This window comes from Gilliamella mensalis, assembly GCF_900103085.1.
Taxonomy (GTDB): Bacteria; Pseudomonadota; Gammaproteobacteria; order Enterobacterales; family Orbaceae; genus Gilliamella; species Gilliamella mensalis.
In genome coordinates this window covers 188,279-212,994 of sequence record NZ_FMWR01000008.1, presented here as the reverse complement: position 1 = coordinate 212,994, position 24,716 = coordinate 188,279, and the positions used below count along the sequence as shown (strand labels likewise).

General features: G+C 36.3%; 16 protein-coding genes and 1 CRISPR repeat array. Of the genes, 3 read left to right on the top strand and 13 right to left on the bottom strand.

The window, feature by feature from the left end; translation table 11 throughout:
* Positions 1 to 1,086 precede the first annotated feature (1,086 nt).
* The 3 genes from BQ5209_RS04895 to BQ5209_RS04885 all read left to right on the top strand — a co-directional run bounded on the left by BQ5209_RS04895 (position 1,087) and on the right by BQ5209_RS04885 (position 3,734).
* The gene (locus BQ5209_RS04895; protein ID WP_085247430.1) at positions 1,087 to 2,547 is read left to right on the top strand and encodes a catalase; all 1,461 of its coding nucleotides are present in this window, start codon (positions 1,087 to 1,089) and stop codon (positions 2,545 to 2,547) included.
* A gap of 316 nt (positions 2,548 to 2,863) precedes the next feature.
* The gene (locus BQ5209_RS04890; protein ID WP_085247429.1) at positions 2,864 to 3,319 is read left to right on the top strand and encodes a PAAR domain-containing protein; all 456 of its coding nucleotides are present in this window, start codon (positions 2,864 to 2,866) and stop codon (positions 3,317 to 3,319) included.
* Complete coding sequence (locus BQ5209_RS04885) at positions 3,288 to 3,734, top strand: hypothetical protein (RefSeq protein WP_143421851.1); 447 nt, start codon at positions 3,288 to 3,290, stop codon at positions 3,732 to 3,734. The genes BQ5209_RS04890 and BQ5209_RS04885 overlap by 32 nt, the downstream gene beginning before the upstream one ends.
* Positions 3,735 to 4,442: 708 nt before the next feature.
* Here BQ5209_RS04885 and BQ5209_RS04875 read toward each other — a convergent pair.
* The 13 genes from BQ5209_RS04875 to BQ5209_RS04815 form a co-directional block, all read right to left on the bottom strand.
* Positions 4,443 to 4,937, bottom strand: a complete 495-nt coding sequence (locus tag BQ5209_RS04875) for a hypothetical protein (RefSeq protein ID WP_085247426.1) — start codon at positions 4,935 to 4,937, stop codon at positions 4,443 to 4,445.
* A 1,345-nt stretch (positions 4,938 to 6,282) separates the two neighbouring features.
* On the bottom strand, positions 6,283 to 7,044 hold the full coding sequence (rlmB, locus tag BQ5209_RS04870) for a 23S rRNA (guanosine(2251)-2'-O)-methyltransferase RlmB (protein ID WP_085247425.1): 762 nt from the start codon (positions 7,042 to 7,044) through the stop codon (positions 6,283 to 6,285).
* A gap of 7 nt (positions 7,045 to 7,051) precedes the next feature.
* Positions 7,052 to 9,487 (bottom strand): ribonuclease R, encoded by a 2,436-nt coding sequence (rnr, locus tag BQ5209_RS04865; protein ID WP_085247424.1) that lies wholly within the window; start codon positions 9,485 to 9,487, stop codon positions 7,052 to 7,054.
* A 926-nt stretch (positions 9,488 to 10,413) separates the two neighbouring features.
* Positions 10,414 to 10,741: a CRISPR direct-repeat array (repeat unit 28 nt; unit sequence TTTCTAAACCGCCTATACGGCGTTAAAG).
* An 828-nt stretch (positions 10,742 to 11,569) separates the two neighbouring features.
* Positions 11,570 to 12,859, bottom strand: coding sequence for a phosphoribosylamine--glycine ligase (gene purD, locus BQ5209_RS04860; RefSeq protein WP_085247423.1), 1,290 nt, complete (start codon positions 12,857 to 12,859; stop codon positions 11,570 to 11,572).
* Positions 12,860 to 12,968: 109 nt separating this feature from the next.
* Positions 12,969 to 14,561 carry a bifunctional phosphoribosylaminoimidazolecarboxamide formyltransferase/IMP cyclohydrolase gene (gene purH, locus BQ5209_RS04855; protein ID WP_085247422.1) on the bottom strand — a complete coding sequence of 531 codons (1,593 nt, stop codon included), beginning with the start codon at positions 14,559 to 14,561 and terminating at the stop codon, positions 12,969 to 12,971.
* A gap of 616 nt (positions 14,562 to 15,177) precedes the next feature.
* The gene (era, locus tag BQ5209_RS04850; RefSeq protein ID WP_085247421.1) at positions 15,178 to 16,083 is read right to left on the bottom strand and encodes a GTPase Era; all 906 of its coding nucleotides are present in this window, start codon (positions 16,081 to 16,083) and stop codon (positions 15,178 to 15,180) included.
* Positions 16,080 to 16,757 carry a ribonuclease III gene (gene rnc / locus BQ5209_RS04845; RefSeq protein ID WP_370737824.1) on the bottom strand — a complete coding sequence of 226 codons (678 nt, stop codon included), beginning with the start codon at positions 16,755 to 16,757 and terminating at the stop codon, positions 16,080 to 16,082. The genes era and rnc overlap by 4 nt, the downstream gene beginning before the upstream one ends.
* Before the next feature lie 8 nt (positions 16,758 to 16,765).
* Positions 16,766 to 17,767: a signal peptidase I gene (gene lepB / locus BQ5209_RS04840; protein WP_085247419.1), complete on the bottom strand. Its 1,002-nt coding sequence runs from the start codon at positions 17,765 to 17,767 to the stop codon at positions 16,766 to 16,768.
* A 46-nt stretch (positions 17,768 to 17,813) separates the two neighbouring features.
* Positions 17,814 to 19,610, bottom strand: a complete 1,797-nt coding sequence (gene lepA, locus BQ5209_RS04835; RefSeq protein WP_085247418.1) for a translation elongation factor 4 — start codon at positions 19,608 to 19,610, stop codon at positions 17,814 to 17,816.
* 167 nt (positions 19,611 to 19,777) lie between these two features.
* Entirely contained in the window at positions 19,778 to 20,761 is a 984-nt protein-coding gene (locus BQ5209_RS04830) for a MucB/RseB C-terminal domain-containing protein (protein WP_085247417.1), read from the bottom strand.
* A 6-nt stretch (positions 20,762 to 20,767) separates the two neighbouring features.
* The gene (locus BQ5209_RS04825) at positions 20,768 to 21,328 is read right to left on the bottom strand and encodes an RseA family anti-sigma factor (RefSeq protein ID WP_167370312.1); all 561 of its coding nucleotides are present in this window, start codon (positions 21,326 to 21,328) and stop codon (positions 20,768 to 20,770) included.
* Positions 21,329 to 21,378: 50 nt separating this feature from the next.
* Entirely contained in the window at positions 21,379 to 21,951 is a 573-nt protein-coding gene (rpoE, locus tag BQ5209_RS04820) for an RNA polymerase sigma factor RpoE (protein ID WP_085247415.1), read from the bottom strand.
* Between the two features lie 197 nt (positions 21,952 to 22,148).
* Entirely contained in the window at positions 22,149 to 24,653 is a 2,505-nt protein-coding gene (locus BQ5209_RS04815) for a class I adenylate cyclase (protein ID WP_143421850.1), read from the bottom strand.
* Positions 24,654 to 24,716: the final 63 nt, after the last annotated feature.

Genomic DNA, 24,716 nt, shown 5'->3' with positions numbered 1-24,716 from the left:
TTTGTGCATCGTTATGCATCTAATTATGGTGCTAAGCACAAACGATTATGCAAGCAGAGTATAAACTATTAGCATGAGAAATTTAATGGTTTTTTAGTTAATTTATTGGGTTGATATAAATAATTTTAGTAAGTTAAACAAGTATACGCGGGCCGTTTAACTGCTGTATTAAAAAAGGAATTTAGGCAAAGTCATACGTTATCTATTAGACCTTTTTAAAATGGTTAAATTAAATAGAAAATTACATTACTCAGTGAACATCCTAAGCACAATAATAGAACAAAAAGATAACTTATTGATGATGGTCATTGAGCGTGTGATACGTTTTTACACTTCAGCGGTAGTGTTTCCTGAATATTTTTAACAAAAAATGCAGTCTCTTTTTAATAAAGAAAAGCCCTATTTTATTGCTAATAATATTATAACTATAATAAATTTAAAGATTAATTGGTAGAATAAAAAAAACACAATATTCTCTATATTACTCTTAATATTAATTTAATAAAAACAATACATTATAAAATAATCGTTATTTTAAGGATAATTGAAAAAGTTGGTAGAAATTTAAACATAAATATTTTATTTATAAAACAAAATGTTATAATTGGTCTGTTCCCTATGCACATAGGGATAAACCGTCATTAAACCTATTTTCCTTGAAGTAAAAAGAGCGATAAGCTCTTTGCCTAAGATGTACTATGCCAAGTATTCCAAGATGCACAAGAAAAAGATTAAATGATTTTCTGTAAAATTTTCAATAATATTTAGATAACTATTAACATACAGTATAAACAGTTCGGCGTTTTCTAATAGATTATGTAAGTTAAATAGGTTTTATGTGACTTTTAAAGGCGTTATTGAAACAACTTAACGTTTTGCACACCAATATTTATAAATCTTCAAATCAAAAATATTCTACTTGAAAAGTAAAATATATTTTTTTAAAGTAGGTAAGATCAATTTAAAAATGATCTTTTTTATCACGCTCTACAAGTCCCAAACAAAGTCTCTGGGACACAATATTCAAAAAACGATTGAGTATTTATCCCTCAAGGCTTTTTTAATATCATATAAAGGAGTGTTGCAATGTCAGAAAAAAAAGAACTAACCAATAATAACGGTGCCCCAATAGCCGATAATCAAAACTCTCGAACTGCCGGTCCCCAAGGTCCTGTGTTGATAGATGATTTTCAGCTTATCGAAAAACTTGCTCATTTCAACCGTGAAAATATCCCTGAACGACGAGTTCACGCCAAAGGTTCTGGCGCACATGGTACTTTTACTGTCACTAATGATATCACCCAATATTCTTACGCCAGTCTATTTGCCAGTGTTGGTAAACAAACTCCAATTTTTGCTCGATTTTCATTGGTAGGAGGAGAGAGAGGCTCATCTGATACAGCACGTGATCCACGTGGGTTTTCAGTCAAGTTTTATACCGACCAAGGCAATTGGGATATCGTAGGCAATAATACCCCGGTATTTTTTATTCGTGATCCACTCAAATTTCCTGACTTTATTCATACGCAAAAGCGTGAGCCCAAAACTAATTTAAAAGATCCACAAATGATGTGGGATTTTTGGTCTTTATCGCCAGAATCACTTCATCAAGTCACTATTTTATTTTCGGATCGTGGTATTCCTGATGGTTATCGTCATATGCACGGTTATGGTAGCCATACCTATAGTTTAATTAATAAAGATGGTATACGAACTTGGGTTAAATGGCATTTTCGAACCGAACAGGGGATCAAAAATATCCATCCTAAAAAAGCAACGGAAATAGATGGAACCAATCCAGATTCTGCACAAGAAGATCTATTTAAAGCCATTGAGCGAGGAGACTATCCAAAATGGCGGCTTTATATACAAGTTATGACTGAAGAGCAAGCCAATAACCATCCTGAAAATCCGTTTGATGTCACAAAAGTGTGGTCACAAAAACAATATCCATTAATCGAAGTCGGCGTGATGGAACTCAATCGTAATCCAGAAAACTATTTTACGGAAGTTGAACAATCTGCCTTTGAACCAAGTAATGTGGTGCCTGGAACAGGTTTATCACCAGATAAGATGCTACAAGGTCGAATTTTTGCTTATGCCGATGCACACCGCTATCGTATTGGTACTAATTATCAACAATTGCCGATCAATGCTCCAAAATGTCCTGTGCATAATTATCAACGCGATGGTGCAATGCGTTATTACAACCCTGATAATGCCCCTAACTATGAGCCTAATAGCGTAGATAGTGCACCAAAACAGCAACCACAATATGCCGAACCGCCAATGCATGTACCTGCTGGGACAATGGATAGGCATGATCATCGTGTGGATGGCGATTATTACTCACAGCCACGTGCATTATTTAATTTAATGAATCCCGATCAAAAACAACTGCTTATTGATAATATCGTTGGATCTATGAAAAACGTAAATCGAGACATTCAAATTAGGCAGCTCACACACTTCTACAAAGTGCATCCTGATTATGGTTCTGGAATTGCCAAAGGACTAGGGATCGATGTTGACCTAATAAAAAGCTAGTACTTAAAATAACAATGCCGACTAACTTCGTCGGCATTTTAGAATGTTGGCTACAACTAGCGACAAAAAATACACATCGATAACGGTAAAAAATTTACGGAAAGCTTTCATCCACTGGGCTACACGGTATTATTTCTATAGATTATAGTTAAATTAGCCTACCTTTATCAAAATGGTTATATTGAGCAATATAACTGCATGCGCTAAGCAAAATCACTTATTTTATTCATAAATCTCCATAATTTAAGATTGTTTTTTTATATCAATTTCATATAATTTTAAAAATTATGTATAAATATTAAACGGAGGTACTGTTATGAGTCAGCGGGTAGCTATTCTTGGCGATGATACCACGACTGGTGGCAAAGTAATTTCAGTATCGGGACAAGGTTTTTACGCAAATCAAGGTATAGCTTGTATAGGCGATTATGCATCATGCCCTAAATGTAAAAGTACAGGAAAAATTATTGAAGGCGCTTATAATTTTATCATTACAGGTAAACCAGCTGCTTATAATGGTTGTGTTATTGCATGCCAATGTACACCTATAAGTTGTAACAAAATTATAGCAACTAAAAGTACAATTTTTGTTGATGTAGAGAAAAAGAATAACGATAACAATCTAACCAATATGACCAATATAACCAATACTTTGGTTAGAGAAAATAAAATATACAATAATTTAACCAATCAAGCTAAAAACGACTACCCAGCAAGAGGTAGAGGCATATTTGTTTACTATGACTTATGCAGTTTCCATTTTGGGATATGATATTGTTAGACGTGATTCCCATTCCGCTCTATACCTTCATATCAAAGGTCAATCCCCATTAATTTTCGATCCTAATGGAGGCTATATGCGGCAATATCGAGGACAAGCAGAGGCTTTTTATGATGATGGGAGCATTCCTTTTTCAATAGAAGAATTTGTAAAATACCATGTAGAAGATGGTGATTATGTTACTCAGCGTAAAATTACTTTAACACGTGAGCAAGCGCTCAATATTGAAGAAAGAGTGCTTAATGGAAACTATGCAACTCGCGGTGGTGTTTTGTATTGTGCATGGGCTATTTCATCTGTTTTGGATGAATACGGGGTAAAAGAGCGTTGTTTTTTCCCTTCATCTTTAGATAAAGCAGTTAAAGAAATTGAAGATAAAAAAAAGCTAGTCAATGAAAATCATTAAGCTAATTATTATATTATTGTTTAATTGTGTTGGAGGATTGTTAAGTTATCAATGGTGTTATCGTTTTATCAAAAGACAATACCATACACCTGAATATTATTATTTAATGTATTATGGATTGTGTTATTTCTGTTTTATTCTTATTTCAATCTTCATTTTAAACAAAATAAAAAAACCGTCAGGTTTAGTCTTTTGTGGTTTACTTATTGGCATTTTAATTAGCCTCATTTTTATAATTATTTATCAGTTAATTCAAAATCCTTATTTATATCAGCGTTATTTAATCAATTCGATTGGTATTGATTTGCTGATATCATCATGGGTTACCCTTGATTTTATAGTATACCCAGCAATTTTATTATGCTGTCACTACTCGATTTTTTGGATTGAAAAAATATATAGCAAAATTAATTGAACCTGATAATCAATTATCAAACCGAATAGATATACTTTATTCAATGTATCTTTATCTCAAAGATTTTTATATGGATTGTTTTATCTGTTTTGGGTAAATATGGAGTAAAAGAGCGTTGTTTTTCCCTTCATCTTTAGATTACGTATTTATATCTAATTGCTGTATTAAATCACGTAATCCATCGGCATCCTTGATCTTAAATAATAGTTTTTCGGCTCCTTCTTTAGTCAATCCCACCATATTGGCCTATTCCTCCGGTATAATAATTGATTATGTTGTTAGCTTACAAAATACTAAAAATTACATCTAATCATTGTCTTATCATCAGTTTCTAAATCTCTAATTCCATTACATTTATAGACAGTTAATGCCTCTTTTAAAATGGTTAATAAATCCTCTTTCGACATACTAGGTAGACAACTCGGGGTCATTGACACAATATTCCAAGCAAATTGTATCGGATATAAGTCAGTAGATACTGAATCGCTAGGATCTAAATCGCCACGAGCCAAAATAAACTCAATATTCTGGCCATTAACATGCAGGATATATACCTCCTTATTAGTTGCTGCGGGTAAACCAGACGGAGTATCATAATTCAGCACATAGTCACAGTTAAATAACCAATACCCTCGTTCCTTATCCACACACCAAGCGTGTTGATGAACATCAAAACTGTTCAATAGTTCAGGCATTTTGGTACCAAAGCGGCGGTACTTATTCCATAAATTATCTAAATCATATTTTTTGGCATCTTCGTCCGACACATAGGCATTGACAAATGGCATGAGTTATTCCTTAATTCAATTGTGTTAAATAAGTTTGGATTGTTTTATATAAAATATAAAAAGAGATAAGCAAAATTATAAATAAGATAAATGGCTTGTAAATAAACAAAAACAGATTATAAATATTAATTGTCAGTGAATAATTTGATTAAATAATTGTTATGATTTGATCAATAATTGCGCTATAGCAATATTGATATATGTTTTAGCTACTACCCCTTATGTGATATTTGAGTTTCATTATTACCAATAAGCGTAAACATTCTTGTTGAATCTAACACCTTTATTACCCACTGTTGAAATTAAAGAAAACTGCCTTTGAATTAAAGATTGATTAATTTCTTGGAGTTCATTGTGAATAGTTCGCGCACTAATTTGATACTCTTCCGACAACATCTAGACGGTGATCGAATAGTCGATAGAAATAAATTTTTTAAATAATTCAATGGTTCTTGTTCGCATAAGCTTATTCGCCTATTGACTTCATAAATTAAGTATAGATGAAAGAATATAAATAAGACATTTTACCGAAAATCGCTTCAACTTTTGTTTTCTATTCTTTGAATCTTCGCATATTTGCTGATGATGCCACATTGACATTAAAGCGCGACTCTTTTTCGGCTTTCGCATTCGTTTGTTGGCGGGCGAGTTTGGTGAGTGTTTGATTGATCTGACGGTTATCACACGTTTTAATAAATAGATACTGCAAATTCGTAATTAATCACGAAACGGTATAGACTCCTGAATATTTTTTACAAAAATATAATCTAAAAGTGAACACCACATCTTTATTAAAATCGCTATCGCTTTCAGCTTTCCCATGCATTTAAGGATAAGCGGTTTTGTGTATATTTGATTGTTCTGACGGTTATCACACGTTTTAATAAATAGATACTGCAAATTCGTAATTAATCACAAAACGGTATAGACTCCTGAATATTTTTTACAAAAATATAACCTAAAAAGTGAACAAAAGGGTAAATACCTAGCTTATTTTCGTATTTTATATTCAATAAATTTTTCAACATTCAACAAACATTCAATACTGTAATTGGTGGTTTTATAACATTCTTTCTTATTGGTTAAGGAGCGAATAGCTTCTATCAAGCTTTGTTTAGCATGTTATCAATAGTTAGATGGTGACTATAAAAGGTTTAGTCCAACCTGTTGCGGTTATCTTTTTTTATGATATAAGCGCTAGATCGCTTGTCGGTGATCTGGCGTTATTATGTATATTTTTACCGTAGTTTCTAAAATTACCATAAACAACGCCTATATAAGAATAATGTGAATAAGATCATCTTAAACCGTATTGAGATAACCAATACGGTTATGACCATTGAGATTAGGTTTTGATAGCTGATTTTTGCCGAACAATTTCAAATAAACAAACACCAGTTGCTACCGACACATTAAGTGATGACACAATGCCAGCCATGGGGATGCTGACTAATTCATCGCAGTGTTCTTTTGTTAAACGGCGCATCCCTTCACCTTCCGCACCCATCACCAAAGCAAGTGAAGTCGCTGTTGATGTTTTATAAAAATCGGTTTGATAAAGTGTTCTATCCGCCTCGCCAGCAGTGCCCACAATCCAAACTTGATATTCATCTTGTAACATTCGCATCGTGCGTGCCAAATTGGTCACTCTAACCACCGGTACACTTTCAGCCGCACCACACGCTACTTTTTGTGCGGTGGAATTAAGCGGTGCTGAGCGATCTTTTGGCACAATAATAAAATCCACACCCGCGGCATCAGCGGTTCTTATGCAAGCACCTAAATTATGCGGATCAGTCACACCATCTAAAATTAAGATAACAGGATTTATCTGCCCTGCCATAAGTAAAGGAATATCATTTTCTTGATAACCTCGACTTGGTTTAACCATGGCTAAAATACCTTGATGTACCCCATTTTTAGATTTTTCATCTAACCATTGGCGATTAGCGATTTTGACTGGCAAGCCAAGTTGCTCTAATTGACGCACAACGGCGATAAGGCGTTTATCTTCACGCCCTTTAATAATAAATACTTCAATAATTCTTTCTGGCGAACGCGCTAATAATGCTTCAATGGCGTGCAGGCCATAAACTGTTTCACTCATTTATTTGCTACTCTTTTGTTTTATTAACTGATTTGGTTTTATTGACTGATTTTGGTTTCGATTTGTTACGTTTTTTACTTTTAGCTTTCGCTTCAACTTTCGTGCTTGATTTCGCACTCGGTTTAGCCTTTTTTTTAGTACTTGGCTTAGCACTACTTTCGCTAGTTGATTTTTTGCGTTTTCGCTTAAGCGGCAAATCAGCATGCTGATCGGTTTGGGATTGTTTAGACTTCTCTTTTGCTGTTTTACCTTGGCGTTTTGGCTTATTATTACTGCCAACCAGTGAAAAATCAATTTTACGTTCTTCTGGATTAACATTATCCACTTTTACTTGCACTTTATCGCCTAAACGATAAGTAAAACGTGTATTTTCACCAATTAAACGATTGTGCGAAGCATCATAAATATAATAGTCGTTTTCTAACGAGGAAACATGCACTAAACCATCAATGAAAAAATCGTCTAATCGAACAAAGAAACCAAAATTAACCACGCTTGAAATCGTACCGTTAAATACTTCACCGACATGATCTTGCATATAATCACATTTGAGCCAATCAACCACATCACGCACGGCTTCGTCAGCACGCCGTTCGGTCATTGAACAATGTTCACCAAAATAGAGCATTTCGCTGGTGGTATAGCAATGTCCGCCAGTCTTACTAGTTTTTTGCTGTTGGTCAGCTAAAATCCATTTAATCGCTCGATGTAATAACAAATCTGGGTAACGACGAATTGGCGAAGTAAAGTGCGCATACTCTTCAAGCGCTAAACCAAAATGTCCTCGATTTTCAGGATCATAAATGGCTTGCTTCATGGAGCGTAAAATTACTGTTTGCAACATATCATGATCAGGACGCATTTCAACCACCGTCATTAATTCGGCAATATCTTTCGGTTTTGGACTGGCGCCACCACCTAGCGATAAGCCAAGTTCACTTAATACGCTGCGCAGATTGCTCATTCGATCTTCATCTGGCCGGTCATGCACACGAAATAATGATGGCACTTGCGCATCAATCACTAATTTTGCTGCCGAAACATTGGCTAAAATCATACACTCTTCAATAATTTTATGTGCGACATTACGTTGTGCAAGCTCAATACTTTCGATACGTTTATCGGCATTAAAGATAAATTTTGGCTCATCTGATTCAAACCCTATCGCACCGCGTGCAATTCGTGCATTATCAAGCACTTTATATAATCCATACAGATTCTCAAGATGTGGCACTAACGCTTGGTAATGTTGACGTAACTCTTTATCACCCTCTAAAATTTTAGCCACTTTAGTATAAGTTAATCTAGCATGTGAATTCATCACTGCTTCATAAAATTCATAGCCTGTTAATCGCCCTTTGTTCGACACAGTCATTTCGCAAACTAAACATAAACGATCAACTTGTGGATTTAACGAACAAAGTCCATTAGATAATACTTCAGGAAGCATTGGTACAACTCGTGATGGAAAGTAAACCGATGTACCACGCAAACAAGCCTCTTTATCTAAGGCCTTATCAGGCCTAACATAATAACTTACATCGGCAATCGCCACCCATAAACGATAGCCCCCACCACGATTTTTTTGGCAATAAACCGCATCATCAAAGTCACGTGCATCTTCACCATCAATAGTCACTAAAGGCAATTGACGCAGATCTTTTCGTCCTTTTTTAGCACTTTCTGGCACTTGTTCGGTAAATTTGCTCACCTCTTTTTCAACAGCTTGTGGCAATTCATAAGGAATTTCATGGTTTCGCAGTGCAATATCAATCGCCAAATTAGTTCCCATGATTTCACCAAGCACTTCTTTTATGATGCCAACGGCTTTTTGACGACGTTCCGGACGTTGCTGTAACTCAACCACGACCACCGTTCCCATACGAACTGTGCGTTCAGGTTTGCCGGCAATTAAAATATCAAAGTTTAAACGGCTGTCATCAGGTACAACAAAACCAACGCCTTGCTCAACAAAATATCGCCCGACAATTTGATTATTGCGTGGTTCTAAAATTCGTACAACCCGAGCTTCCATTTTTCCACGGTATTTAGTACCCATTGGCTGCGCTAAGATCACATCACCTTGTAAAACTTTTTTCATTTGCTCTGGCGATAAAAAATAGTCCTCAGGGTTCCCCTCTACCCGCAAAAAGCCAAAACCATCACGGTGGGCAATAACCTTACCTTTGACCATGTCAAACTTTTCGGGTAAGGCATAACATTTGCGACGCGTAAACACAACTTGCCCGTCACGCTCCATAGCCCGCAAGCGGCGATGTAACGCCACTTTTTGTTCTTCATCTTTAATAGCAACAGCTTGGGCAATTTTTTCTAAACTTGCCGGTTTTGCTTCTTGTTTAAGGTAATCTAAAATAAGCTCACGGCTAGCAATAGGGGAATCGTACTTCTCAGCTTCGCGGTCAAAAAATGGATCTTTTATCATAAAGGGATATCCTGTGACTAATATTAGCGCTAGCATAACATAGAGTGCTATAACTTAAAATGAAGATTCAATTTATAAACAAGAATCAAAGAGTTCTTACTCTATTTCAAAGTAGAATTGTGTCTGCATTCGGTTCTATACTTAAAAAATAATAAGAAACAAAATCAAAAACAATGAATTACAAAAACATAGAAAAATCTTTACATCTGTATTAAAAATCATTGATTAGGCTTTAATTACACTGCTGGAGTTGTTCGTGGCAAGTTTGTTCGATTACTCAACAGATAATTGGTTTGAATTGATATATGAACATATTGTGTTGATTTTTATTTTGTTAACTATTTATGTATTAATGATATTTTTTAAATTAGAAATGATTAATTCCCTAACAATATCAATTACGCTCACCGTGCAACATCCATATCGCAATTTTATCACCGCCTGTTGCCTATTTTATCAGGGGATATGGTTTCTATAATTTAATGGCTTTTATACTTTTTATAATTATAAATATGCTGCCTGTTATCTTACTATCGACGTAACCTTAGTTTGTTTTCTCCACAAAACAGTCAAGTAAAAAATTAAATAAAATCAATATCTTTCCTGAACTATTTTTTGATGAAAAATAAAGCCTTTTTTTGCTAAATAGAATGAATTAAGTGTGGAGGGTTGGAGGTCGAACGTTTGCAGTTTAGTGTTCAAAATAACTATTGTGATCACGTCCGAGTTATAGAATTAGCAAATTCCCTAACAACCCACGCTTTGACTGCAAAATGTGACCTGCGCCAGCCCGCGCGAAGTAAAACAAACAACATAGCCAATTATTTTTTGGGGGGGTTATTATTTTTTTATAATTATCTGATTATTTTAATTACCGATTATACGGCGTTAAAGAAGATGGACATCATTATAAATATACACCGCTTTTTCTAAACCGCCTATACGGCGTTAAAGAAAAGGTCTTGTGCTGAAATATTTTTGATATTTTTCTAAACCGCCTATACGGCGTTAAAGAGTAGAGACTGATTCGTGCGCCGCTCTTGACTTTTCTAAACCGCCTATACGGCGTTAAAGGAATTCTACCGGCGGAAAACATCGCTCAAATCTTTCTAAACCGCCTATACGGCGTTAAAGAAAACACTTTACCAACAAACTTCAACGACCCGTTTCTAAACCGCCTATACGGCGTTAAAGCTTTTGTTGCTTTTTTTTAAAAGTTCCTCATATTTCTAAACCGCCTATACGGCGTTAAAGTAGAACTTAAGATTCGATAAATCTTTCTGTATAAAGATAAACAACAATTTTGGCTTTGAAAACCCTTTTTTTGAGCTGTTTTTTAATATTTTGATTTTATTGAATTTTAAATCATCGTTAAAAAAAGGGTTTGTAAGATTGTGTATTCAAAAAAACCAGAAAATAAATCAAATAAAATTAATATTTTTCCTGACACTTTTTTAGGTTAAATAGCTTTTATCTGGGTATGCTGTTTTTGGTTTTGCGGATTTATTAGTTACTAGCGTCCTGACATGGTTGTGTAAACTGTTTATTTTGCTTGACAATAAATAAAAACTTAAATAAAATCAATGCGTTTTCTAACAGTTTTTTGGATAGTGATGCACTGTTTTTTAATAAAAAAAGCAACTCATAAAAAACACCCAAGGCCATGTTGTTTTTGTTATTCCTGAGTCAGAATGTGCCGATAACAGAATAAGGTCACACGCCAAGCAGGAATGTTTGGCGTGTTTGTGCTTTGTCTGGAACATAAATTTGAACAGCTGAGCAAAGCGCAGATAATTTCGAATAGGCGAGTATCAAGATGATACCAGTACGTAACCGCAGACCACAATTCTGCAGCCAAAGCGTGGGTTGTTAAGGAAATGCGCTTTAATTTGCTAACTCGGACGTGGTCACTGTAGGTATTTTGATCATCCAAAGCTCAAACGTCCGAAACCACTACACTCAATACATGCCATTCACCAATAAAAAAATTTATTATTTTGACCCCAAAACTAGTCAGAAAAACCATTGATTTTATTTAATTTCTTATTTTGTTGTTTTTTCACAAAAAACAATCCATCACCGCTATTTGTTTTGCTCACGCTCAATCGCACGGTAACCAATGTCTTTACGATAAAAACAGCCATGCCAATAAATACCTTTTATGTGCTCATAAGCACGCTGTTGCGCTTCAAGTATAGTATTGCCTAATGCGGTAACACACAGCACACGCCCGCCATTGGTGTAAATGCGACCTTTTTCTAAGCTAGTACCCGCATGGAAAATTTTGCAATTATCACTTGATTCTGCCGGCAATCCAATAATTACATCTTGGGTATTATATTCACCCGGGTAACCGCCGGCTGCTAGGACTACACCTAATGCGGGTCTTGGATCCCATTTTGATTGTACGGTATCTAATTTTCCATCAAGCGCAGCTAAACAAAGTTTGACTAGATCCGATTGCATTCGCATCATTATTGGCTGTGTTTCGGGATCGCCAAATCGGCAATTAAACTCAATAACTTTTGGATTACCTTCTTTATCAATCATTAAACCCGCATATAAAAAGCCAACATAAACATTACCTTCTTGCGCCATACCATTGACCGTTGGATAGATGATTTCATCCATTATTCGTTTAAAAACAGCATCACTCACCACTGGTGCAGGCGAATATGCCCCCATACCACCAGTATTTAAGCCTGTATCACCGTCGCCAACTCGTTTATGATCTTGGCTTGTTGCCATGGGCTCTACATGTTTGCCATCCACCATGACAATAAAGCTGGCTTCTTCGCCATCGAGAAACTCTTCAATCACTACTCGGTGACCAGCATCACCAAAGGCATTACCGGCTAACATATCACGCACAGCATCTTCAGCTTCTTCCACTGTCATGGCAACAATCACCCCTTTACCAGCCGCTAGCCCATCAGCCTTAATCACAATCGGTGCGCCCTTTTCACGAACATAGGCAATGGCTGGAGCAACTTCGGTAAAGTTTTGATATTCTGCGGTGGGGATTTTGTGGCGAGCTAAGAAATCTTTAGTAAAGGCTTTTGACCCTTCAAGTCGTGCAGCGGCTTTAGTTGGTCCAAAGATTTTTAACCCCGCTTTTTGGAAGCTATCAACAATGCCAATCACTAACGGGGCTTCGGGGCCCACTATAGTTAAATCGATTTGTTCTTGCTGAGCAAAATTGAGTAATCCCCCCACATCGGTTGCTTTGATATTAATATTTTCTAAACCTAATTCAAGTGCAGTACCGGCATTACCTGGAGCAACAAAGACTTTTGATACTAATGGCGATTGTGCGACTTTCCAAGCAAGTGCATGTTCACGCCCGCCATTACCTATGATTAAAACTTTCATAAAAGCTCCTTTAAATACTTCAACCTAAAAGGGAGTGTCAATTTTTAAGTTTGACAAAACCAAGCAATCTATTTTTAATGAATTAATGACTCACTGATTTTATACATGATTAATGTCTAAAGTGGCGCATATGGGTGAAAATCATTGCAATATTGTGCTCATTCGCAGCTTGGATCACTTCGTCATCACGGATCGATCCGCCGGGCTGAATTACACAAGTGACGCCTGCAGCGGCAGCAGCATCGACCCCATCTCTAAATGGGAAAAATGCATCTGATGCAACAACAGAACCTGCAACGTTTAAATTTTCGTCTTGCGCTTTAATGCCTGCTATTTTTGCGGAATAAACTCGGCTCATTTGCCCGGCACCAATACCAATTGTCATGTTATCTTTTGCATAAACAATGGCATTGGATTTAACAAATTTAGCCACTTTCCAACAAAATAGCGCATCAGAAAGTTCTTGTTCTGTAGGCTTACGTTTGGTGACTACCGTTAATGCATCTGGCGATATCATGCCTAAATCACGATCTTGCACTAACAAACCGCCATTGACACGTTTAAAATCTAAACTTGCTGACGCTGATGTTGACCATTCGCCACATTCAAGCACGCGCACATTTTTTTTTGCTTGAATGATGATGAGTGCTTCTTGGTTGACTGAAGGTGCAATAATCACTTCAACAAATTGTTTATCAACAATAGATTGGGCAGTTTTAGCATCTAACGGTCTATTAAACGCAATAATGCCACCAAAAGCTGAAGTGGGGTCTGTTTTAAAGGCTTTTTCATAAGCGTTTAAAATGTTATCGCTAACGGCAACACCACAGGGATTTGCATGTTTTACAATCACACAAGCGGGCTCGTCAAATGATTTTACGCATTCAAGTGCAGCGTCAGTATCAGCAATATTATTATAAGAAAGTGCTTTACCTTGCAGTTGCTTTGCCGTTGCAATCGAAGCTTCTTTGGCATCTTGCTCAACATAAAAAGCCGCTTGCTGATGGGCGTTTTCGCCGTAACGCATATTCTGTTTTTTAATGAATTGTAGATTTAACGTTCTAGGAAACTCGCCCGATGGCTCATTGGTTTCGCCCATATAAGGGGGGACTAATTGCCCAAAGTAGTTGGCAATCATGCCGTCATATTTAGCCGTGTGTTCAAAGGCTTTAATAGCAAGGTTAAAACGATATTCAAAAGAAAGAGAATTTTGGTTATCATCCATCATGTTAATGATATTGGCATAATCACCACAATCAACCACAATAGTGACATCTTTATGATTTTTAGCGGCAGAACGCACCATCGTTGGACCACCAATATCAATATTTTCAACGGCGTCTTCTAACGTACAATTGGCTTTAGCTACCGTTTGTGCAAAAGGGTAAAGGTTGACAACAACCATATCAATTGGCGTAATTTGATGTTGTTGCATCACATCATCATCAACTCCTCGTCGCCCTAAAATGGCGCCATGAATTTTGGGATGTAACGTTTTAACTCGCCCATCCATCATTTCAGGAAATCCAGTATAGTCAGATACTTCCGTTACCGGTATCTGGTTTTTCATTAACAATTTTGCCGTCCCCCCTGTTGAAAGAAGTTCCACATTTCGTTCTGATAAGGCTTTGGCAAACTCTAAAATACCGGTTTTATCGGACACACTAAGTAAAGCACGGCGGATAGGACGAAACTGCTGCATGAAAGGGCTCCGAAGTTAATATCTAAAATCTTAGTTATTGGGCCAACATTATATATAAATTCAAATTAGATGTTTAGCATTAACTTGTTAAAAATGATCGAAACAGTTAAATGATAATATTTGACTTTTATTCTAACTTAACATACCTACTATGATTGGTTCCAAATAAACTTAATCTCACTAAACATCCTTTTGTTTAGCATGTTAACTTGTCGGCACATGCTGACGCTGGATGAATGGCAATGTTGACTGTTGGGTGTTTTAAAAAATTGGCGTGCTTATACCATAAAAAAAACATAATTAATTAATTTAAATAAATTTTTTAAATTAATATCTTTCATAAAATCAGTTTTTTATAGGTTGTTTTTGTTGCTTATGGATTTAAGTACAGTTTATATGAATATCTGCTAACTCGACGTAATTACTGTAGCTATTTTTTACATCAAAAGGATAAAATGTCTGAAATTCTACCGCACCAAAATGCTTTTATAAAACCTAAAAAACTGACAAAAAAGTCATTAAATCTATGACTTTATTTAAGTTTAAAAAACATTAAAGTAATATAAAAAATCAGGCATAAACATGCCTGATTAATGACAAAAGTCGAGTAAGATCTTTAATCATCACTATAGCCTAAACTCCGCAATGCCCGCTCATCATCCGCCCAACCTGCTTTGACTTTGACCCAAAGCTCTAGATGGACTTTGTTGTCAAAAAATGACTGCATATCTTTGCGGGCTTCGATGCCTATTTTTTTGATTTTTTCGCCTTTATTGCCGATGACCATTTTCTTTTGTCCATCGCGTTCAACTAAGATTAATCCGTTAATGCGATACATTCCATTGCGTTCGTCTACTTTGAATTGTTCAATTTCAACAGTCACGGAATAAGGTAATTCATCACCTAAAAAACGCATAAGTTTTTCGCGGATGATTTCCGACGCCATAAAGCGTTGCGAGCGGTCAGTAATGTAATCTTCAGGAAAATGGTGTTCGCCCTCGGGTAAGTGTTTTTTGACGATATCTTTGATAATATCAATACCCTCTCCTTTTTCAGCACTAATTGGCACAACATCAAGAAAATTAACTTTTTGGCTAATAGTTTGAATATGCGGTAATAATTGTGTTTTGTCGGTGACGTTGTCAATCTTATTAATCACTAGCAGAACTGGACTTTTGCAGTCTTTGAGTTTGTTGGCGACCATTTCGTCATCGTCAGTCCAATGGGTGCCTTCCACCACAAAAATCACTAGCTCCACATCACCAATTGAGCTACTTGCTGCTCGATTCATTAAACGGTTAATGGCTCTTTTTTCTTCAATATGAAGTCCAGGGGTATCGATATAGATAATTTGGTTGTTATTTTCTGTATCGATACCGACAATACGATGACGGGTCGTTTGTGCTTTACGTGATGTGATCGAGACTTTTTGCCCAAGTAATTGGTTTAATAGGGTTGATTTACCTACATTTGGTCGCCCAACAATGGCGACAAATCCACAATGTTGTATTGTTTCTGTCATTTTATACCTAATTGGTTGAGAGCTTCTTGTGCAGCTGCTTGTTCTGCTTTTCGGCGACTTAAACCACGACCTAAATACTCGTGGTTATCGTTGTCGATTTTGCATTGAATTAAGAATTCTTGCTCGTGGTTATCGCCAGTTACTTCAAGAATTAAATAACATGGGCGGGGACGATGAGTTCCTTGTAAATGCTCTTGTAATCTTGTTTTAGCATCTTTTTGTTTAATGCCGGGTTGAATTTGGTTTAAGCGACTTTGGTACCACGCTAAGATTAGCGGGCGAATTGTGTCGATGTTGCTATCTAAGTAAATGGCACCGATAATGGCTTCAACGGCATCTGAAATAATCGATTCACGGCGAAACCCACCGCTTTTTAGCTCACCTTGTCCTAAAATAAGGTGATCACCCAATTTAAAATCTTTACCGATTTCGGCAAGTGTTTGACCACAAACTAGTGTTGCGCGCATTTGGCTTAGGTCACCTTCGTCTTGTTGAACAAAACGGTGATAGAGTTCGTCAGCAATGACAACACTTAAAATAGAGTCCCCTAAAAACTCTAAACGTTCGTTATGCAGTTTATTAGCACTTCGATGAGTAAGTGCTAATTCAAGTAGGGAGATATCTTGAAACTGATAGCCTATTGATTGTTGAATTTGACTAAATTTTTTCATAATTATAGTTATTAATGTATACCACCAATACGACTAAAGCGAATTCCAGTAGGCCATTGGTCGGGCTGTTTTTCAAAGCTCATCCAAATAGCAGTTGCTTTACCAACAAAGTTACCTTCAGGCACAAAACCAAAGTATCGACTGTCACCACTGTTATCGCGGTTGTCGCCCATCATAAAGTAATGACCTTGTGGCACAACCCAAGTCGCTATAGGTTGACCATTTTGATGATAATAATATTTTGGATCTTCTTGTGAACCTTGTGTTGTTAAAATATCGTGCGGTGTGTTGCCTAGGGTTTCTTGTTGAATGTTCACATTCAATGTCACGATAGATTCAGAATCGACAATACCTTTGTCGACATATTGATCTAAAGTATAGAAGCTAGGGGATGATTTAAACTGTTCATGAACTTCTTTCCAATTACTTGGTTTAGGTTCACTATAATGTAAATCAAGCGGCTGAGATTGTTGCCCTACACAATTAGTATCAGTGATTTGGCACGCGGGGTAGATCAGAATTTGTTTTTCTTTAACCAGATAGACGATTTTATCACCCGGCAAACCAACAACGCGCTTAATTAGATCCATTTGGGGAACATTGGGGTGTTTAAATACGGCCACATCACCACGTTTAGGGTGCCCTATTGGAATGATAACGGTGTTAGTAATAGGATCACGCAAGCCATAAGAAAATTTTTCAACCGCAATAAAGTCGCCAACGAGCAACGTTTGCATCATTGATCCTGATGGAATCTGAAACGGTTCGTATATAAATGAGCGAATAACAAATACTACAAACAAAACGGGAAAAAACGACGCTAAGTTTTCAACCCAACCTTTGGGTTTACCAACTTCAGCAAGTATTTTCCCATCTACTTCGCCATTACTTTGGGTGCGAACTTCTTCAACTTTACGCTGTCTTGCCGGTTTCCATTTGAACTTTTCTAAAAACCAGAAGATACCCGTAATGAATGTTGCTAATGTTAATATGATGGCAAATGTTCCAGCCATTTTTTTTCCTCTTTAAATGAATCTTTTACCAATTCGTTTTAATTAGTTAATCTTTTCCTACATGCAAAATCGCTAAAAATGCTTCTTGTGGTAATTCGACATTACCCACTTGTTTCATGCGTTTTTTACCTTCTTTTTGCTTCTGTAAAAGTTTCTTTTTACGACTTACGTCACCACCATAACATTTGGCTAATACGTTTTTACGTAACTGTTTGACTGTTGATCGTGCAATGACATGATTGCCGATAGCCGCTTGAATGGCGATATCAAATAGTTGACGAGGAATAAGATCTTTCATCTTTTCGACTAATTCTCGTCCTCGATAGGGTGCATTATCTTTATGGGTGATTAGGGCTAATGCATCCACTCGCTCACCGTTGATTAATACATCCAATCTTACCATATCGGCCGCTTGGAATCGTTTAAAACTATAATCTAATGAGGCATACCCACGCGAAGTCGATTTGAGTTTATCAAAAAAGTCTAATACAACTTCAGTCATTGGAATTTCGTACGTTAAAGCAACTTGATTACCATGATAAACCATGTTGGTTTGCACGCCTCGTTTTTCAACGCATAGTGTGATGACGTTACCTAAATAAGTTTGCGGAACTAATATGTTACATTCGGCAATCGGTTCGCGTAATTCCTGAATGTTATTCACTGCAGGTAATTTTGCTGGGCTATCAACATAAATTGTTTCGTTCGATGTGGTTAGCACTTCATAAACAACCGTTGGTGCAGTAGTAATAAGATCAAGATTGTATTCACGCTCTAAACGTTCTTGGATGATTTCCATGTGTAGTAAACCAAGGAAGCCACAACGGAATCCAAAACCTAAAGCGCCAGAATTTTCCGGTTCGTAAAATAGCGATGCATCGTTTAGGCTTAATTTGCCAAGCGCATCACGAAAAGCTTCATAATCGTCGGAGCTGGTTGGGAATAACCCAGCATAAACCTGCGGTTTAACCTTTTTAAAACCCGGTAATGGAGTTTGTGCAGGTGCTTTTGCTAAAGTTAAGGTATCACCTACTGGGGCGCCTAATATATCTTTGATAGCACAAACCACCCAGCCCACTTCGCCACAATGCAAGCATTGTTTGTCAACTTGTTTAGGGGTGAATATGCCAAGTCGATCAACGTTATAAGTCATACCTGTGCTCATGACTTTGATCTTATCACCTTTGTTTAATTCGCCATTTTTTATGCGAATTAATGAAACTACACCCAAGTAATTATCAAACCACGAATCAATAATCAGTGCTTGTAATGGTGCTGTTGAGTCCCCTTCTGGTGGCGGAATGTCGCTAACTAATTGTTCAAGTACATCAATAACACCAACGCCAGTTTTAGCCGAACAGCGAACAGCATTGCTTGCATCAATGCCAACAATGTCTTCGATTTCAGCTGCAACGCGCTCTGGTTCAGCAGCCGGTAAGTCAATTTTGTTAAGGACAGGAACAACTTCAAGATCCATATCTAACGCGGTATAGCAGTTTGCTAGCGTTTGCGCTTCAACACCTTGCCCGGCATCCACAACTAATAATGCGCCTTCACAAGCAGCAAGCGAGCGCGAAACCTCATACGAAAAATCAACATGGCCTGGCGTGTCGATGAAATTGAGCTGATAGGTTTCGCCATTTTTAGCATGATAATCAAGCGTGACACTTTGTGCTTTAATGGTGATCCCTCGCTCACGCTCGAGATCCATTGAGTCAAGCACTTGGGCTTCCATTTCGCGATCTGAAAGTCCACCACAAATTTGAATTATGCGGTCTGAAAGCGTTGATTTACCATGGTCAATATGTGCAATAATTGAAAAATTGCGGATATTTTTATTCATATTAATAAATTATAATTAGTATCTTGGTTATTAATGGTTAACTATCTAATTAACTACCTAAAATGCCCTTCGGTTATTACCGACATTGTAAATAATTACATAGTCAGAAAGAGGAGCATTTTACACATTTATCGCTGCTAAGCATAGCGATATCGAGAAGTTTGCGCTTATTTCTGGATGATATTTTGTGCAATACGTTCAACAGTGGTACGTGGTAAATTACCAATGACAATAATATTTTTGTGACCCACGTTAGTTGAATAAATAGTCCGTCCACCTTGTTGAATAATTTGGTTAGATTGCTTAACTTGATCAGATGAAATATTAATCGTAAACGAAAATACACCATCTGAAAACAGTTTAGTCGCAATGTCAGAACTATAAAAATTCAAATTATAGGCGGCTATTTCTTTAAATCCTTTAGGCAACCAAGCCAGTTGCCATTGTTCGAACGCATTATTTTGTTTTTCGATCGATAATAAAATTGGATAAGATCGGCTGTTAATGTAGTTGGCTAGCGCTTTCTTATCGAAATTTTTATCAAGTTGGAGCACTTTTATCTGGTTAATAATGTCACTATTTTGATCTAATAAATCGATCCTAATCGGTAAATAGGTTTCATCATCAATCCAAATCACATAGCTATAACGATCCTGTTCTTTAGCCACGATTTTAATCAACTGTACACTTCGATTAGCAGTTCTTGCTTTACCTAATGCAATAAAGTCGTAAACATCTTTAAGTTCATTCAAATTACTATAGATAACATCAGGAAAAGCCTCAATAATGCGCGAACTAGTGATAGAAAATGATGGACTATCAGGTTGAAAGTAACTAGTTACGCCTTTATGTAAGATGATCTCTTTATCAGGACCTTCAAGATAGCGCAAACAGGCGTTGATATCTTCTTTTTTAACTGCCCCTAAATGGTTATATTCGAATGTGGTTACATACTGGTTTTTATCTTGAGACAAAAAATAAATTCGATAATCTTGCGTTTGTACAGCATGATTCATTTTGTTTAATAATGCTAAGGCATCCTCAGTATCGTTGGCATAAATGGATACTGAAAAAAACGCAAAAAACAGAGTGAATATAATATTTCTACTCTGTTTTATAAAATGTTGAACGAAATAATTAGGTAATTTCATTTCGAATTAGTGAGCATTTAATCTTTTTTGTAACTCATAATCTTGTACGAGCAATCTGATTTTGTCGTATTGTCGTTTTTCAAGTAATTGCTGATCGTTTTGTTGATGAATCCCCCCCACAGGCGCCACATTCACACCAACAGGTACCGTGGTTAATGTAGGGTTTGCATTTGTATTATCTGTTTGACCTTGATGATATTGTACACCAGCAATAATACCAAGGGTTACGCACGCAGCAAGCCCAACTTGGCTTACTTTGGCAAAAAAGTCTTTAACGTGAACCAAAATTAGATTTTCAGCCTTTGGCAGTGTGGCTGTGTTAATATTTGGTTGATCAGCAAGTTGATTGTATAAATCTTCAGTTGCTATCGCTTCAGCGATTTGATTAGAGATATCTAAAGTTAATGAACTACTATGCAATTGACCGCGCATTGTGTCTCTTACAATATGGTAACGATGCCAGTATGATTGCAAACTTTCATCATGTGAAACTTCATCAACAATGTGATCGTTTGTAAACTCACCATCCATAAGTAATGAAAGTTGCTCTTTCTGTTCTATTTGCATAGTAAACACCTTAAATTTATGACTACTGTTTATCAATGATTTTGTAGCCATTAATTGAGTAATGGTTTAATTTTTTCATCTATTGCATCACGTGCTCTAAAAATACGTGAGCGTACTGTTCCAACAGGGACATCCATAATTTCAGCAATTTCTTCGTAACTTAAGCCATCGATTTCGCGCAAGGTAATTGCGGTTTTTAAATCATCAGGTAGCGCTTCGATCGCTGCAAATACTGTTTTTTTTACTTCATCTGAAAGTGCTAAATTTTCCGGATTATCAAGATTTCTTAATGAATCTGCACCTTCGTAACTTTCGGCCTCACTAGCATCAATATCTGATAATGGCGGTCTTCGTCCTTGAGAGGTCAAATAATTTTTTGCCGTATTTACCGCAATTCGATATAACCATGTGTAAAAAACACTTTCACCTTTAAAAAGACTTAACGACCGATAGGCCTTAATAAAAGTCTCTTGTACCACATCAGGCACTTCAGATGCTAGTACATAACGAGAAACTAAATGAGCTAATTTGTTTTGATAACGAACCACAAGTAAATTAAATGCGTTTTTATCTCCGTGAAGAACGCGATCAACTAATACTTGGTCTGTTATTTGCTCCCCCATTAAAGGCCTTTCCTTATGTTAATAACTGTCAATCGGCCCTAAAAATTGTGCTGACATACAGTTAGATTCTTAAATTCAAAAAAAGTTCCCATTATTTTACTTATTAATTGTAAATTTTCACGCTTTTTATACAATAGCACATACTTTTCTGAAAATTTTTGACATGATTATATTGAAATAAGATCGTTTTTAGCCTTTTAATTCAGAGGAATGATCTCCCGTTCGTTGAATCCATTATAAGTAATTTGATAAAATTGAGGCAGATTAAAATTCACTGAGGTACTAGTCGTAAACGTAAAACGATCATCAGATAGGACATAAAATTCGTTGATGTCTTTAACCATGTTGTCTTTTGACCCGTTGCAATTACGGTAAATTTCGACTTGGTTATGTTCATTTAAGATGTAAAGATCAAAACCTGAATCGGTATCTTCAAAAAAGAATTGAATGATCCCTGCATAAGCAACGCTGTCAATTTCTGTCGGTAATTCATTGGTTTCGTCTAAAATATTAAGCGGTCTACCTTGTACTTTGTTATTAGATACCGCCCCATAAAAATCAATCGCATTTTCAAACTGATGACATGAAACACCTAATCGCTCAAAAAACAGATACCACGAACATCCCCCTATTCTTAATGGTTTGACTTGCGTTGAGTTATTTTGAGTCGTAGTTAAACGTAGATCAATACATTCATCCATGAGCTTTTTCATTTGCTGTTTGATCTCAGCGCTTAAATATTCACTATAACAAAAAATTTTGATTGAATTGGGCAAGTCTGCATCTTTATGCATGCGGTTTAATAATGCCTTAATTGCCTCAAGTACAGATAGTGCACCACTAAAATGAAGTACGCGAATTTCATTCCACGAATTGCGATAAAGAAGATCAATTGATCCCACCAAACTTCGCTCATGTTTGCCATAATTGAGCACACTATTGGTCACTTCATCATCTAATTCAATGTTCGCGGTCGGATCGTCTTCTATATTTAAAATAATAGCTAAGTGACGGATTTCGCATGGACCATATAACTGTTCTTCGGTTGCTGCTGGCACGTCAATAGGAAAGTAATTTTTTAGATCTGCGATCAATTTATTAATTTTTAAGTTATTACGATTTTCGCCATCGTGATAATAAAAAGCTGTAGTATCAGCTATTAAGCCGTTAAAATAACACCACCCAACCAGTTTTACTAAGTATTTACTGTATTCTAAATATTGATGTCCAATAATTGTTTGTATTATAGGTTTTTGATTATAAACATACCACCCCGATCGATTTATGCGATCTTCAGCCACATGAATAAATGTTAATACATCTTCTTGCAAATTATCTGATATATTGAGCTTTAACGTTGTGATCTTGCCTGGTAATACTTCAAAAGCGGCATAGAGCTTGCGCGTTAAGATCGCCAGATCTTGAGGGCTAATCAATGAGTCTAAATTATTACGACGACCAAAATTGAGTAAATTTCGATAGCCTGTCATCATAGTGTGTAACAAGATCTCATGTATTTCTCGTACTTGTCCTATTTTCCAAGTTTGACAAGCATCTAATTTGGCAATTTGTTGCTTATTCCATCCCCACTCTTTCACTAAATCACTCAAAATAGTGCGACGCCATGATGGTGACTGCATTGGAATGGACAGTTTTTCATTTACTTTTAAGTAAAAACAGTTACGAATTAACTCAAGACGCTGGAAATCATTAATTTCAATGAGATAGTTACTAATTCTGTCTAACAGCATGTAATACGAATCTAGATACATACCTTTATGTATTTCACCATTTTGAATGAGTTCTCTCATTTGATAAGCAACTGGCTTATTTTGTGGGTAAATCCATGAATACGCTTCTAATAACAGAGTTTTAAGTACCGCTTTAAATGGTGAATCAATACTTTTATAAAGTTGCCATAAACTTGCGCCAAAATACTCTTCAGCTGATAAACTGGTTAGCGGACCAAAATCAATCCATTGATCTCGTTCGATTAACTTAAGATCAACCATGGCATTAACACACTTTTCATAAGTAGGATAAGTGACATTATTCACGGTGAAATTGTAAGGTACCGCAAACCACAATAAAAATTTGCCTGCTAATAAATTGGCTGAACGGTAAAACTCTTCAAGCAACAAAATATGCTGCGCAGATCCGCAATTTTCGCCCATTAGACACTCATGATGCTTATTAATAAAACGATCGGCATCGACCACAAATAACGTTAATTTGACTTGCAACTTGGCAGCCCAGTTTTCGATTAAACGACATTTTTGTTGTAAGACTTCTTTTTGTTGATCAGTTAAACTGTTTTCAATGCATATCCAAATATCAAGATCAGATTGCACCGATTGCCCAATAGAACAAGTACTGCCCATTGAATATAAAGCTGATATTGCAGGGGAAGCAAGAGCTGTGGTTTCGTTTTTAGTTGCTGAAAAATTGAATTTTCTTTTAAGCAGTTTATTTACATCATCAGACAATTGATAATAAGCAATACCTGAAGGTATATTATCTTCCATATATCCCGGTAATTCAGGAGAATGATAATGAAAAAGAGCAGGAAGTAATAAAAATACCTGTTGAAATTCAGCAGACATACCAATAAGCGCTCGCTTACGTTTCAAATTGGCAAGATCTTTAAGTTCTTTTTTTATGTTATTGATATAATATTGCATAGCTTCAATTAGGTAAAACACGCGTATTAAACTAACGCATTTGGTAAATCTAGCATGTTATTAGTGTAAGGTAAATAGGACAAA

What these genes read in the sequence shown, in the direction of transcription:
- lepA (WP_085247418.1), bottom strand. Translation starts at nt 19,610, where the DNA reads ATGAATAAAAATATCCGCAATTTTTCAATTATTGCACATATTGACCAT.
- BQ5209_RS04830 (WP_085247417.1), bottom strand. Translation starts at nt 20,761, where the DNA reads ATGAAATTACCTAATTATTTCGTTCAACATTTTATAAAACAGAGTAGA.
- era (WP_085247421.1), bottom strand. Translation starts at nt 16,083, where the DNA reads ATGACAGAAACAATACAACATTGTGGATTTGTCGCCATTGTTGGGCGA.
- purD (WP_085247423.1), bottom strand. Translation starts at nt 12,859, where the DNA reads ATGAAAGTTTTAATCATAGGTAATGGCGGGCGTGAACATGCACTTGCT.
- BQ5209_RS04885 (WP_143421851.1), top strand. Translation starts at nt 3,288, where the DNA reads ATGACTTATGCAGTTTCCATTTTGGGATATGATATTGTTAGACGTGAT.
- purH (WP_085247422.1), bottom strand. Translation starts at nt 14,561, where the DNA reads ATGCAGCAGTTTCGTCCTATCCGCCGTGCTTTACTTAGTGTGTCCGAT.
- BQ5209_RS04895 (WP_085247430.1), top strand. Translation starts at nt 1,087, where the DNA reads ATGTCAGAAAAAAAAGAACTAACCAATAATAACGGTGCCCCAATAGCC.
- lepB (WP_085247419.1), bottom strand. Translation starts at nt 17,767, where the DNA reads ATGGCTGGAACATTTGCCATCATATTAACATTAGCAACATTCATTACG.
- rpoE (WP_085247415.1), bottom strand. Translation starts at nt 21,951, where the DNA reads ATGGGGGAGCAAATAACAGACCAAGTATTAGTTGATCGCGTTCTTCAC.
- BQ5209_RS04825 (WP_167370312.1), bottom strand. Translation starts at nt 21,328, where the DNA reads ATGCAAATAGAACAGAAAGAGCAACTTTCATTACTTATGGATGGTGAG.
- rlmB (WP_085247425.1), bottom strand. Translation starts at nt 7,044, where the DNA reads ATGAGTGAAACAGTTTATGGCCTGCACGCCATTGAAGCATTATTAGCG.
- rnr (WP_085247424.1), bottom strand. Translation starts at nt 9,487, where the DNA reads ATGATAAAAGATCCATTTTTTGACCGCGAAGCTGAGAAGTACGATTCC.
- BQ5209_RS04875 (WP_085247426.1), bottom strand. Translation starts at nt 4,937, where the DNA reads ATGCCATTTGTCAATGCCTATGTGTCGGACGAAGATGCCAAAAAATAT.
- BQ5209_RS04890 (WP_085247429.1), top strand. Translation starts at nt 2,864, where the DNA reads ATGAGTCAGCGGGTAGCTATTCTTGGCGATGATACCACGACTGGTGGC.